Source organism: Ruegeria sp. CDSA246 (genome assembly GCF_059611225.1).
Genome location: NZ_JBXWPD010000018.1, coordinates 79,353 through 92,105, shown reverse-complemented (window position 1 = coordinate 92,105; position 12,753 = coordinate 79,353). Strand labels below are relative to the sequence as shown.

At 53.4% G+C, this 12,753-nt stretch carries 18 protein-coding genes; 15 read left to right on the top strand and 3 right to left on the bottom strand.

What is annotated here, in order from left to right; genetic code table 11:
- From AC2FI9_RS19960 to AC2FI9_RS19950, 3 genes are all read left to right on the top strand, one after another.
- On the top strand, positions 1-612 hold a 612-nt coding region (locus AC2FI9_RS19960), incomplete at its 5' end, for a TCP-1/cpn60 chaperonin family protein (protein ID WP_496770106.1).
- A 98-nt stretch (positions 613-710) separates the two neighbouring features.
- A complete protein-coding gene (locus AC2FI9_RS19955) occupies positions 711-842 on the top strand; it encodes a hypothetical protein (protein WP_300072091.1) in 132 nt (43 codons plus the stop codon).
- 181 nt (positions 843-1,023) lie between these two features.
- Complete coding sequence (locus AC2FI9_RS19950) at positions 1,024-1,251, top strand: hypothetical protein (RefSeq protein ID WP_496770104.1); 228 nt, start codon at positions 1,024-1,026, stop codon at positions 1,249-1,251.
- 167 nt (positions 1,252-1,418) lie between these two features.
- Here the strand turns inward: AC2FI9_RS19950 and AC2FI9_RS19945 are convergent, their stop codons facing one another.
- Positions 1,419-1,655 (bottom strand): hypothetical protein, encoded by a 237-nt coding sequence (locus tag AC2FI9_RS19945; RefSeq protein ID WP_496770102.1) that lies wholly within the window; start codon positions 1,653-1,655, stop codon positions 1,419-1,421.
- A gap of 155 nt (positions 1,656-1,810) precedes the next feature.
- Here AC2FI9_RS19945 and AC2FI9_RS19940 point away from each other — a divergent pair, with 155 nt between their 5' ends.
- Positions 1,811-2,542, top strand: a complete 732-nt coding sequence (locus tag AC2FI9_RS19940; protein WP_113789413.1) for a Crp/Fnr family transcriptional regulator — start codon at positions 1,811-1,813, stop codon at positions 2,540-2,542.
- Between the two features lie 54 nt (positions 2,543-2,596).
- On the opposite strand, the gene AC2FI9_RS19935 is transcribed toward AC2FI9_RS19940, so the two are convergent.
- Positions 2,597-2,797 carry a hypothetical protein gene (locus AC2FI9_RS19935; RefSeq protein ID WP_496770101.1) on the bottom strand — a complete coding sequence of 67 codons (201 nt, stop codon included), beginning with the start codon at positions 2,795-2,797 and terminating at the stop codon, positions 2,597-2,599.
- Positions 2,798-2,969: 172 nt separating this feature from the next.
- Complete coding sequence (locus tag AC2FI9_RS19930) at positions 2,970-3,386, bottom strand: hypothetical protein (protein ID WP_496770099.1); 417 nt, start codon at positions 3,384-3,386, stop codon at positions 2,970-2,972.
- Between the two features lie 345 nt (positions 3,387-3,731).
- On the opposite strand from AC2FI9_RS19930, the gene AC2FI9_RS19925 reads away from it, so the two are divergent.
- From AC2FI9_RS19925 to AC2FI9_RS19875, 11 genes are all read left to right on the top strand, one after another.
- Positions 3,732-3,983, top strand: a complete 252-nt coding sequence (locus AC2FI9_RS19925; protein WP_282121187.1) for a hypothetical protein — start codon at positions 3,732-3,734, stop codon at positions 3,981-3,983.
- Between the two features lie 59 nt (positions 3,984-4,042).
- Entirely contained in the window at positions 4,043-4,396 is a 354-nt protein-coding gene (locus AC2FI9_RS19920) for a hypothetical protein (protein WP_176865328.1), read from the top strand.
- 508 nt (positions 4,397-4,904) lie between these two features.
- Positions 4,905-5,624 carry a hypothetical protein gene (locus AC2FI9_RS19915; protein ID WP_496770097.1) on the top strand — a complete coding sequence of 240 codons (720 nt, stop codon included), beginning with the start codon at positions 4,905-4,907 and terminating at the stop codon, positions 5,622-5,624.
- A 14-nt stretch (positions 5,625-5,638) separates the two neighbouring features.
- Positions 5,639-5,881 carry a hypothetical protein gene (locus tag AC2FI9_RS19910; protein WP_299664525.1) on the top strand — a complete coding sequence of 81 codons (243 nt, stop codon included), beginning with the start codon at positions 5,639-5,641 and terminating at the stop codon, positions 5,879-5,881.
- Between the two features lie 639 nt (positions 5,882-6,520).
- Entirely contained in the window at positions 6,521-6,727 is a 207-nt protein-coding gene (locus AC2FI9_RS19905; RefSeq protein WP_496770095.1) for a cold-shock protein, read from the top strand.
- A gap of 72 nt (positions 6,728-6,799) precedes the next feature.
- A complete protein-coding gene (locus tag AC2FI9_RS19900; protein WP_496770093.1) occupies positions 6,800-7,801 on the top strand; it encodes a fatty acid desaturase in 1,002 nt (333 codons plus the stop codon).
- Positions 7,802-8,218: 417 nt separating this feature from the next.
- Positions 8,219-8,806, top strand: a complete 588-nt coding sequence (locus AC2FI9_RS19895; protein ID WP_496770090.1) for a hypothetical protein — start codon at positions 8,219-8,221, stop codon at positions 8,804-8,806.
- Between the two features lie 912 nt (positions 8,807-9,718).
- A complete protein-coding gene (locus AC2FI9_RS19890; RefSeq protein ID WP_496770088.1) occupies positions 9,719-10,918 on the top strand; it encodes an N-acetyltransferase DgcN family protein in 1,200 nt (399 codons plus the stop codon).
- Positions 10,915-12,036: an alanine/ornithine racemase family PLP-dependent enzyme gene (locus AC2FI9_RS19885; RefSeq protein ID WP_496770086.1), complete on the top strand. Its 1,122-nt coding sequence runs from the start codon at positions 10,915-10,917 to the stop codon at positions 12,034-12,036. Before AC2FI9_RS19890 ends, AC2FI9_RS19885 begins: the two co-directional genes overlap by 4 nt.
- Before the next feature lie 49 nt (positions 12,037-12,085).
- Positions 12,086-12,298, top strand: coding sequence for a hypothetical protein (locus AC2FI9_RS19880; protein WP_496770083.1), 213 nt, complete (start codon positions 12,086-12,088; stop codon positions 12,296-12,298).
- A gap of 119 nt (positions 12,299-12,417) precedes the next feature.
- Positions 12,418-12,699, top strand: a complete 282-nt coding sequence (locus AC2FI9_RS19875) for a hypothetical protein (RefSeq protein ID WP_282154323.1) — start codon at positions 12,418-12,420, stop codon at positions 12,697-12,699.
- Positions 12,700-12,753: the final 54 nt, after the last annotated feature.

The window sequence follows — 12,753 nt, the reverse complement described above, 5'->3', positions numbered from 1 at the left end:
AGGTTCTCGACTGAATACACCGGCTATCATTCATCGTCTGCATTCAAGCGCGTCAATAGTCAAAAGATTGCAACAGAGCCGCTGCAGAAACGTCTTGCTAAACTGGCAGGCGGGGTCGCCATCATCCGGGTCGGAGGGGCCACGGAGATTGAGGTAACGGAACGCAAAGACCGGGTTGACGACGCGTTGAACGCCACTCGCGCGGCAGTTCAGGAAGGTGTTGTTCCAGGCGGTGGTGTTGCGCTGGTGCATGCGAGCAAAGCGCTTGCAACCCTAAAGGGCGCCAACTCCGACCAGAATGCCGGCATCAGGATCGTCCGCCGATCGATCCAGGCGCCGCTGCGCCAGATTGTCGAAAATGCCGGCGTGGACGGATCGGTCGTCGCGGCAAAGATCATCGAAAGCGAAAACACATCCTTCGGGTTCGACGCTCAAACGGAAACTTATGTCGACATGCTGACAGTGGGGATCATTGACCCCACCAAAGTTGTCCGGATTGCTCTGGAAGATGCGGCGTCGATTGCAAGCCTGCTGATCACAACCGAGGCGATGGTCGCACAAAAACCCTACAGGTCCGGGACTGCATCAGATTTGGAACCCTTGAGGGCGTGACGCAGGTCTTTTGACCCAACTACGGGACCACCACAATGCAGTCGGTCGGTCTGTGACATGCAAACGTATTGAGAGAAACCAACCTGAAAGGGATTCAGATGTCAAAAGGTGACAAGAGGCGCGGCAACCGCGAAGTTAAAAAGCCAAAGAAAGCAAAGGAAAAAATTGTGGCGACGGCCGATTTCTCAAAGGGTCAGAGGCCGGTCAAGATCGGGAATAAGAAAAAGTAATTTTCATAGTCGCAGGACGAAGATTGCAACCAAGGCGGAGCGTGCAGGATTCGCGTCGTCAGGAAGGGATGGAGACATGGGCAATGGCCGCAACTCCGGGCCATGGTATCCGAAGGCCATTGGAGCGCCGCTCTGGCATGCTTCGCAATTTGGTTTCCGAAGTTTCTGATCCATTCCCGGATTGTTCCTAACTCACTATAACGACGCGTTCGGTTTCGTCCCAGAGCGCGAGGCTTGTGCAGCGCAAGCTATCGCGGAGAGTGATGCGCCGGGTGTTGGCAAGGACGTCATGACCTCGAAGGACCTCGGGAAGACGATAGAACGGGATACGGCTGGCCAGATGATGAACACGGTGAACTCCGACTTTCCCGGTGATCCAGCTCAGCATTCCGGGCAGTGCTTAGTTTGAACTGCCTTAAAGCGCCGCATCCTGAATGCTCCAATCATGTTCCCGCTGCCATCTGGTTTCCTCGAACTGGTGCTGCACGTAAGAAAACCACATGCCAGCAATTGCAGCGAGGAGCATCGTCGGCAGAAACACGAACAACAGGACGTCCAAGTACCTGGCCGCGTAATCTAAGATCGGCGCGAGAAGTTACCGCTGACAATAATCTCGTTGATCAATTTGGCGACTGCCGAATGGGTTTCTTGCTCTAATTCCGAACCATTGGCACTCTCGTGGGTCACGGCAGCATCGCGCAAAACCCCGACGACCTCACGTTCCTGAAGAAGATTGAGATCGTTTAAGGCAAGTAGAAGAGCCTCGCAGATCGAGAGTGCAGCCATGCCTGCGGGATCTTGGTGGTCTGACATTGGGGTCATTCCTTTTAAAGTCATTGGATTCGTGACCAGGCGAGGTGGTGATGGTTTTTCTATTGTCACATGAGTTTTGGTATTTTGGACTGATCGAAAGTAGCCTCAACACCAATTTCTTCGTAGAGTCTTTGCAGGCTCGGGGAAATCCAACGATGAACACCAACACCAGCCCGTTAACACAGAAACTCTCGGCATTTGTTGCCTTGGCAGAGGCGGAACTGGCCGTTTTGGAACAATTGCACCAGCGGAGGAGAACCTTTGAGGCTGGCCGAGATCTTGTTCATCAGGGACAATCGGAACAGGCTGCCTATATCCTCGCCGCTGGCTGGGTTGTTTCATATAAGATTCAGCCTGACGGATCACGCCAAATCGTCGATTTCCAGATTCCAGGGGATTTCCTTGGGCTGCGCAGCGTTTTGTTGCACACGTCAGACCATGGCATTGAGCCGATTGTTGATATCGAAGCCGCCGAGGTTCTGGTGAGCGATCTTTTGCAAGCCTTCGCAGAGACACCTCGGCTGGCCACTGCAATTTTATGGGCCGTGTCACGCGACGAAGCGATGGTTGTCGAACATCTTGTCGGGCTTGGGCGGCGTGATGCGGATGCGCGCATGGCACATTTCCTACTGGAACTTGGAGTCAGGCTGTCGCTTGTGGGGATGGGCAGCAAGAAAGGCTATGCCTGCCCGCTCACACAGTACCATCTTGCCGATGCACTGGGATTGAGCGCCATTCACGTCAACCGCGTCCTGCGCAAACTCAGGGAGGACGAGTTGGTTACATTTCGGGATGGGTTTGTGACGTTCAATAACTATGAGGGTCTGGTTAAACTGGCGGATTTCGATCCAGCGTATCTGGATCAGAAACGGCCGCTTCTGGCCTGATTGGGCCCACAATCTGGTTTTGGACGATCCTGCTTACATCTCAAACGCGTGACGTTACATCAGCGCCCGACTGGCTTCCTTGAGTTCCTTGTGAGCCTCTTCGTCATTTTCGGCTTCATGGGCACTTTCAGCGGCCTGATAGTGTTTCAATGCCGTCGCCTTTTTGGGGCCTTCAGGCGCTTTGTCCCAGGCGGCCTTGACGGAGGCCATGTGCTTGACGGCGTGGTTTTCCTGACTCTGGTCTTCATCATTCATTGGAATGTCCTTTCCTGGACGGTCCGAGAATAAGAAGCACGAGACTCATACAGCCCTTTTGGGGAGCTCCATGTTCCCCGCGCCCCTCAGATACTCAAAAAAAATGCCAACCAAATACACAGCGGACACATGTTACCTAACGGGTTTCAGAGCGCCTTCGTACTGACGCAGGTTAGCCCGCTTGAGCGAGATAAAAGATCCGCGCAAGTATCAGAGCGCCCATGAGTGAAATCAGCATCCAATAGATCGGGATCCGGGGGCCGGTATACTTTATTGTCTCAGGCAATTTCGAAACGCGATGCGACACGCGCTTAGGTAACAAGGCCACCAACTTTGTCGCCACGCTGCCGCTCGCATGATCAAGCGTGGGTACATCTCTGACTGTCGAAAGATGTGCTTTCAGCCGGGCATGCGCTGCATCCCGGCCCAGAAGTGTAAGCTCACGAGCCTCGGTCCAAGGCTCGAGCCCGAGACGCGCAAGGGCTGACAAAACCGTGACTGTTGCACCGGTTTTGTCTTCACCCACTTCTGCAAGCAGGAAAGGGTCGTAGTCGGAGCCATCCGGGCGAAGAACATCTGATACAGACATGATTTTTCCTTTCGGGCTGGGGGAGCGGCGCTCGACAAAAATCGTTGGGACAAAGATACCGATCAACGCGTTGGATACCGCATTCAATATTGCTTGATTGCTGCAAGGCGCAAAGACTTGCATCTGCCTGGATGCGCCACCTTCTAGCCCCGATTGTCGGGAGTGAGGCTGTTGCACACATCCTGACAGTAAAGAACCTGATGGGTACTAACTTCGATCAGCATAAAGCCCGTGGGTTGGGAATAATATAGCCCTAAGTGCTGTGACTTGACGGGGCATCTGGACTGATGCGGCCGACCTTGGTCGGTGCCGGAAATCCAGCGATCAATTCAACGGAGGTATGGGATGCTCACGCGTTCGATCAGGTCAAAGGTGACGTTCACCAATGCCTTCAGGTTGGGAAACAGCGACATCGTGTTTCCGGCTGGCGCGTATGAAATTCTCTTCGAGGAGGAGTTGCTGCAAGGCGTCAGCTTTGAGGCTTACCGACGCACCGCGACCTACCTGATGGTCAGGGGTCGAGGGAGTCATGTCGGTCAAACAACGATGCACATGACAACACAAAAGGATCTGGAGCACGCCATTGCCTGCGACTAGGCCCGTTGTGAAACAATTCAACATAGCGAAGCGGCGCTTTCTCCGCTGGAGGACTTGATATGACCAATCCTGAATGGCTGAAACCCGGTATGTATGGCGCACTGCTCGGCGCGGTGTTTGTCGGTGTCGTTGGATTCTCTTGGGGCGGCTGGATGACTGGCGGAAGCGCGAACAAGTTGGCAAGCGAAATGGCGCGGGACCAGGTGATCGCGGCGCTCGTGCCAATTTGCCACGACATGTCCCGCACGGATAATCAGCGTTTAGCAAAGCTCGCGACGATCCAGGCTGCCACGTCGTACAAGCGACGCGACGCCGTGATGGATGCGGGTTGGGCAACCATGCCTGGTTCCGATTCTCCGAACCGCGATCTCGCCAAAGCGTGCATAGAAGGGCTGAACCTTGATGCATCTTAATATGATTGCGTCAAGGCCGCCCTCGTCAATTCACACTGGTTTGCTACGGTAAGTGGGATGTTTGGATTGCAACTGGAAAGCGACCATGGAACCTGTTCGACCCTTGATGTTAGAAAGTGGGATACCGATGCAAGCAGTCTGAAATTTCCCTCAGGTACAATCTACCGCGGCGCAACAAGCGATCACACCGGCTCAGCCAAACTCACTGGGCCCGTCAGGCGCGAAATGAAAATAGGCATGAACTACAACGCTCTTATGGGGGCAATAAACGCGCCGGATGTCGCGAGAATTCGACTATGCAAGGAAAACTTGCCGAAACTAACGAGGATAGCGAAGCCTGCCTACATTTGAAGTTGTTATAACTTCTCAAATTGCGCTCCGCGGTCCGATACCGAGCGTCATGTGCTGATTTGCTTGGCAACCCGCCGTAGTAAATCGGCCCTTCAAACCCCATATACTGATAGGCTACGTGCGAATTTTCGGGTCTGACCGACGCACCGAGGTCTCAGTGGAAAATCCGAAATCGATTGGGATCAAGTCTTTCAATGACCTGGCTATTAGGTCTGCCGTCCTGCTGAACCGTCGAATAAGGAAACCGACAATCAGGGCGGCAAAGACCGGTTCAGCCAATCTCGAAAAACCCCGAGAGTCGCGCCGGAGCGGGCTGGCGAGCCCTACCTGGCCCTTAATCGAAAGGACCACCGCAATGGATGACCAATTCAGCAAGACCATCGCAGTTTTCGACTGGCCATTCACAGTGCCCGGTTTTGCAGAAACGCTCCCCGCCGGCGAGTATGAAATCGAGACCGAACTCGCCTCGCCTCCGGATCACCAAGACCCTGAAGCTTGGAAGGCCTCGGTTGTTGTCCACCTGCATCCACGCATTTCCCATCCGGGATTAACCCGGAGCCTAACCGTTTCATTGATTGATCTCGACAATGCCCGCGCGAAGGACAAGCTTTCAGGAAGAGAGCTGTCTGATGTTTTTCTGGAAGAAATGCTGGCAGACCCAATGGTGCAGCTTGTGATGCAGGCCGACGGGGTATCCGAGGCCCAATTGCGCCATCTTTACTCGGGATCGCGGACAACGCGGGAGAATATCGATCTCGTTGACCAAAGTCCCAAAGACGATACCCCGCAAGTTTTTTCGCAGGACAGCTCTGAAATTCAGAACGCCGAAAATGAAGGGATGCCATGCCAACAGTCCACTTCGCCTATGCCCGAATGAAGTTGAAGAAGCGAATGCCTGAATCAACGAAACGCGAGGAACTGATGCAAAAGAAGAAGGAATTCATCGTCTCGGACCCGCCAAAGCGTGCGCTTGCAGATGCGCCAAAGGAACGGTTCTGCTTGCGCTGCAAATCCTCTTTCTGGAGCGAAGGTTTTGGCGAACGCATCTGTTCCCGCTGCAAGGCCACCTCTGCTTGGCGCGCGGCCGTGCCGGAAGGCGTCAGTCAAGGTCGCCGCTCTGGCGGCCGGTCGTGATAGATCCCTTGATTGTTTTTAGGGCTGCCTGGCGTCGTTGTCCGAGATAATGCGAAAGCCCCCTTCGTCCGCGGTGCCTACCTATCACAACGCACGGATCTCGCCCGCGCAGCGAATGGCCGGTTTGATGGGCTGCGATGCAGCATTTAGGTCGGCTGACCGGCGGCAGCTATGGGCCGTCCATGACCGGCAAATTGGTGTCTTGGTTGGGAATGCTGTGACGCCTCCGATGTCGGTAGAGAGCCCATTTGGGGAGCGGATTTGTCGGCGCTGCAAAGGACTGAACGCTTGGCGAAACGGTGTGTCGGTTAGACCTGGGTTAGCTCGGCGTCGTTAATTTCTGACAACAGTGCAACCGCCCAAGCTTGATCATATTTCAGGCGATGTTATTGGTGTATAAGACCTCTTCACCCTGATTTTCCGTACCAGCCCATCGGTTAGCTTAATCTTTTCAAGATCGTGCAACTCTTCGGGGGATCAAGGCTTGTTTGATGCTCCCCAGCAGCCCATCTATACTGGGCTAACGTTTTTCTTTTTCGACCTGCTGTCTCCCAAAATCGGCGTTCAGTCTTTCGATTCAGACCGACCACGCCGAGCCGTCGCAATAGTGCGGGCGGCTGATATTAGGAGACTTACACCATGGCAAATGGCACCGTGAAATGGTTCAACTCAACCAAAGGTTTCGGCTTCATTGAACCGGAAAATGGCAAGAACGACGTATTCGTACATATTTCGGCGCTTGAGCGGTCCGGCATCAGTGAACTTCAAGATGGCCAGAAGGTCACTTTTGATTTGGAATCTGGTCGTGACGGGCGCGATAACGCCGCTAACTTGGCGCTGGCCTAAACGTTTTATGGGCACCCTTATGGGTGCCCGTTTGGACATTTAAGTCCGATGAGAGATCGGAGGGCCACCAGGTTGCAACCTCAGGATTGGACTAGAGTTCTCGCGCAATACCGCGCACCGAACACCGGACGCAGTGTCTTCGAATTGACAATCACTGTTATACCTTTTGTTGTGTTATGGGTCGCTGCGTGGCATGCATTGTCCATTAGCGTCTGGATCTCCACTTCGCTGGCAATATTGAATGCCGCCTTCCTGGTCCGCTTGTTCATAATCATGCACGATTGCGGTCATGGGGCGTTTTTCAAAAGCCGTGTACTTTGCAATTGGACAGGCCGGTTTCTGGGTGTTCTGGCGCTCACACCATATGATGTCTGGCGCCAAACCCATGCAATTCACCATTCTTCAACCGGTAATCTGGATCGGCGCGGTATCGGAGACTTACCGACCTTGACTGTCGACGAATATGTGAACCGGAAGTGGATCGGACGCGCCTTGTATCGATTGGTTCGACACCCATTGTTCATGTTTGGCGTCGTCCCAATCTATACGTTTTTTATCCTATATCGGCTGCCCGTCGGATTAATGCATGCTGGCTGGCAGTATTGGCTAAGCGCAATGGCGACAAACGTTGTGATAGCTACTGTTTTGGGTGGAGTCTATTGGGTCGGAGGTGTGGATGCACTGTTGTTTGTGTTTCTCCCCACAATGATTTTAGCTGCTTCAATCGGTGTCTGGCTTTTCTACATCCAGCATCAATTCGAGCACACAACCTGGGAACACGAAGAGCAGTGGAAACTACAGCATGCAGCATTCTATGGCAGCTCTCACTATGCCCTACCTGGTCCTCTACGCTGGTTCACTGCGAATATAGGTGTGCACCATGTTCATCACATGGCCAGCCGGATACCTTTTTACAGACTTGATGAAGTGCTGCGCGATCACGGTGAACTCGCCGATTGTCAGCGCATTACGCTCTATGAAAGCCTGCACTGTGCGCGGCTGCACCTTTGGGACGAAAGCCGTCAACGCCTGCTGACATTTTCTGAGGCGTTATCGCACGCCAAAACTGCATAACTTTCAATGTAGTCTGGCGCGCACGAGGTATGCTTCGATTGTATCCTCACTAAGTGCTCGAACGGCCTTTAGACGGTGGAGATCGGTCAGAGCCCTCATTACCTGTTCTTTGTGATGCAGCGAATGTCGGCTTCAGAGTGGCATGCTAATGAGGCTACATAAGTGGTCACGAATTTGCCGATACACAAGGCGAATGCCAGATTGAAACAATTTCTTTCATCGGCATCCTGGGACTTGGAAAAAGTGTTAGGCCGATGAACGTTGTAATACCGTCGCCAAGTGGTTATGTTAAGTCCACTAAAGTTCTGGTTTTCTGCGGCCTGGGCGTATCGCCTGCTAGAGTGAACTAAGTTCTTCCATCATGAAAATTCAGCTGTCACGTCCTCTACTTGGATCTGATGTTTGGGAAGGTTGCCGATGTTTTCGCGCACAACCACATCGCTTGTGACGTTTGTCGATCCGTTTGTGGTGATCAGACGCACCGAAGGCTTGCCAAAGAACCACAACGCAACTGTTGATCAATTGAAATTCCAGCAGCCCGAACTGCGCCTATCGGTCATCACGCCCTGGGTATGGCGCGGGCTCGAGATCAAGGTTGCGCAAAAAGACACAAAACAGCGAGGCGGCGCTTTCTCCGCCAGAGGATCTAAAATGACATTTCCAGAATGGACGAAACCAGGCATCTACGGTGCTTTGTGTGGTGCGATTGCGGTCTCAATCCTTGGCTTTACCTGGGGCGGGTGGACAACCAGCGGTGGCGCTCAAGAATTGGCGAAGGACCATGCAAGCGAAGAAGTGACGCTCGCGATGGTGCCGGTTTGCCTGAACAGGTCAGCTGCTGACCCCAAGCGCGAAGAAATAATCGTAACCCTCCAAGAGGCCTCTGGCTTCAGTCGCCGCAAGGCTATGATGGATACGGGTTGGGCTACGTTGCCGGGGTCGGAAACGCCAAGCCGTGACCTTGCAGATGCCTGTATCGCGGGGCTTGAGCTGGATGGATCATAACTCAAAGGCAATGCCGCAACTCTGTCAGGCGATCTGGGGAGCGCATCCGTCACCAGGCATTCAGATGATTGCGGCTCTGATTGTGCTCCCAATCTGTGCTCTGCTTCTGTTTTCAACGCCTGCATATGCTCAATCCACATCGCAACCTGTGCCTGAAAATGCCACTGCAAAGAGCTACGGTGACGGCTGGAAATGTAACGCCGGGTATAGGCTGAGTGGCGATGTCTGCGCCGTTGTCATAGTGCCAGCAAATGCGTATCCGACCAACCGCACCTATGGCTCTGGTTGGGAATGTCTTCATGGGTTTCGCAAGAAGGATGACACGGCCTGTGTTGCGGTGATTGTACCTGATGGCGGGTTTCTTGATCCATCAGGTGAGCGCTGGCATTGCTCTCGCGGTTTTCTCAAAATCGACGACACATGTCAAGAAATTGTCGTACCCGCAAACGCTTACCTGGCAGCTACTACCTATGGGCCAGCGTGGAAATGCAAACGGGGGTTCGAAGCATCGGACGACCTTTGCGTCGCTATTGAAGTCCCGGCCAACGCGTATCTGAATTCATCAGGATACGGTCGACCCTGGACATGCGAACGTGGGTACTTTGCACAAGATGGGTCGTGCGCGCCCGTTGTGATCCCTGAACATGCCTTCTTTGACGATGCAAGTTACGGAACGGGATGGAAGTGCGAGCGGGGATACGCTGCCTCAGGTGCGAGCTGTGACGTAATTGACCTTCCTGCGAATGCCCATCTCGACAGGTCCGGAAACCGGTGGGACTGCAACAAGAATTTCAAGTTATCTAAGGGACTTTGCATTCTCGATAACTGAGCGTGCGGCACGATATTCTCGACTTCATTACCCAATGGTGACGGCAGCGTTGCCTTCGGTGTCGACCACAAAAAGGAAACATCATGAAAACCGACTTTAGCGCGGCTAACACTATCCGTCGTCCCGTCAGCGGTGCACAAGCGCCGCCATTGACCAGCGATGAACCCATAAGATCAATCTCTACCACTAAGATCGTCTCGCCACCAACTGCGATTGTCTATTGCCAAGGTAACTTCGCCAACATTGATGGCAAAACTGCTAATGGCCTTGTTCGTCATTCAGAGGCCTACAGGATCCTGTCTGTCATCGATAGCAACCACGACGGCGAAGACAGCGGGCAGATTCTTGACGATGCAGTAAACCACATTCCGGTCTTTAGAAGTTTGGACGCTGCTGTCGCCCATGAAACCGTCATCCCAGATACCCTCATTTACGGAATGGCACCATCTACGGGGAGACTCTCATCGACAGATCGCGACGTTGTTCTCGATGCGATTTCACTTGGTATGAACATCGTCAGTGGATTGCATGAGTATTTGAGCGATGATCTCGAAATCGGGTCTTTTGCAGTCGAACGCAAAGTCACCATTCGAGATATTCGAAAACCTAAACCCAGCAAGGATATGCGCCTGTTCGACGGAAGTATTGCAGGAGTGAAGGCACTGCGCATAGCGGTTCTTGGAACCGATTGCGCCATTGGAAAACGGACAACAGCAACCGTATTGGCCCGCGCCTTGAACGCAAGGGGCATCAAGACTGTTCTTGTTGGTACGGGCCAGACGGGTTTGATGCAGGGCGCAAAATATGGAGTGGCAATGGATGCCGTGCCGCCGCAGTTCTGTTGCGGCGAGCTTGAAGGTGCGATTGTTGACGCTTCCGAGGCTGAACAACCCGATGTCATTTTGATTGAAGGTCAAGGAGCGTTGAGCCATCCGGCGTTCTGCACATCCGCCTTTATCCTGCGGGGCAGCCAGCCGGACGCCGTGATCCTTCAACACGCTCCAAAGCGCGCGCATCGCTGTGATTTTCCCAATATGCCAATGCCCAAGCCTGCAAGTGAGATTGCCCTCATCGAAGCGTTTGCTGACACAAAAGTCATCGGCGTCACGCTCAATCACGAGGGGATGTCTGAGGCCGAGATTACCGACACTATCGCCGCACAGTCACAAATGCTCGGGTTACCCGTAACGGATGTGCTCAGCCGGCCGGCATCGCATTTGCTTGCAATGGTTGTCGCCGCCTATCCTGGGTTGCATCAACCCACGCCTGTGGCTGCGATATGAGTACACCCCGCATTGAGGTGCATCTGAGCAAGATACGCCACAATGCAAAGACTGTGATCGGGCGCCTCAAGACACGCGGCATCAGCGTCACCGGTGTGACCAAAGCGGTGTGCGGGCATCCAACCATCGCTCGGGCCATGCTGGACGGTGGCGCTGTGGGACTTGCAGAAGCGCGTCTTAGCAACGTTCGGAAGTTACGCAATGCGGGCATGACATGCCCGATCACCTTGATCCGTACACCAATGCTGAGCCAGGTCGATCAGGTCGTCCAGTACTGTGAGGCAAGCTACAACACAGAAATCCTCGTGATTACCGCTCTAGCCGCCGCCGCGATCCGGAAGGACTGCATTCACGGCATTATCCTGATGGTTGAGATGGGCGATCTGCGCGAAGGGATCATGCCAAAGTACCTCGGCGCAATTGCGCAGCAAGTGGTGGATATGCCGGGTGTCGCGCTAAATGGCATCGGAGCGAACTTCGCATGCCTGAGTGGAATTGCCCCGAATGCAGCAGACATGGACGCCTTGTCTGTCTTGGCGAATGACACAGAGGGGCAGTGTGGCCCCTTCCTTCAGACGGTATCTGGCGGTAACTCGGCCAACCTTCCTTGGGCCTTCAGTGGGCACCCAGCTGGTCGCATCAACGATTTAAGGCTGGGGGAAGCAATACTTCTGGGCGTTGATCCGGTTTCCGGAGATCAGATAGGCGGGATGTATACGGATGCCTTTACGCTTGTCGCCGAGGTCATTGAAACAGGGTCCAAACCTTCATCTTACCCTCAGAGCATCTGCGACCCGGTATTCAAAAGACTTCACCTTGTTCCAAAAAGTAGACAGAGCACACAATTAGTTCTCGCCATTGGTCAGCAAGATACGGACGTTTTGGGGCTTTCTATGCCTCCCAGAAACAGACTCATCGGTGCAACAAGCGACCATCTTGTCATCGGCACACCCCATTCGACACAAAACGTAGGATCGGAAATGAGATTCCAAATGAACTATAGTGCGTTGATGAAAGCTATGTCCGCTCCTGACGTTCAGACAAAGCTGCTCCATCGCAGTCCTTTACGACACGCGCGTGTCCCTCAAGGACCAGGCAATCACCTGGCATCAATTTGAAATACTCAACTGACAAATGCGCCGTTGAAAACGGATAGGAGAGTAACCATTGGCAAAGCAGAAAAAAACAACTGCCTTCAATGCACACGTTCCCAAGGCGGAAACGCCGATGGACAAAACAACGCGGGTCGTTAGGGAAATGGTCAACGAAGAAGCAGAGCAAAGACAGATCAAGAACGCTCGGCTTCGCAAAACTCGGCTCGAAAGGGATGCGACGACTCCATCTGAAGCCTGTCCGCCGAAGCCCGCCAAAAAGCGGTGACAGGATCGTTGGCACTCCTCTCCGCGCGACTTGATTGAGCGAAACACAAACAAAGTGGCTAGCGAGCACTGTTTATCTCATGCATCAGTAGCGCCCGTACTCGTTTCAAGGATATTGCCATGACACTCTCAGATGAGAGCTCAGAAAAAGTTCACTACATCTGTCAAACATATGTGGAACGGAAGCCAGGACGCGGAGGGCAAGGAAGCTTGAAAATTGGCAAGCAATTTGAATACTCCACGGCAGCGGAAGCACAAAACAGAGCAGAAAGAGAAGCGCAATCCGACGATTGCGCTGGCGCCGATGCCTACATGGTCAGTGAAGATCCGAACAGTGGCGAAGTCGGGTCGCCAAGTTTCCTCATTAGGCTTGGCAACGTCCCGGAATTTGATGAGTTTTAGATATTTTGGACGTGGGTTTTGCAAAGAAACTGGGCCATGAATACCAGAAAAAAC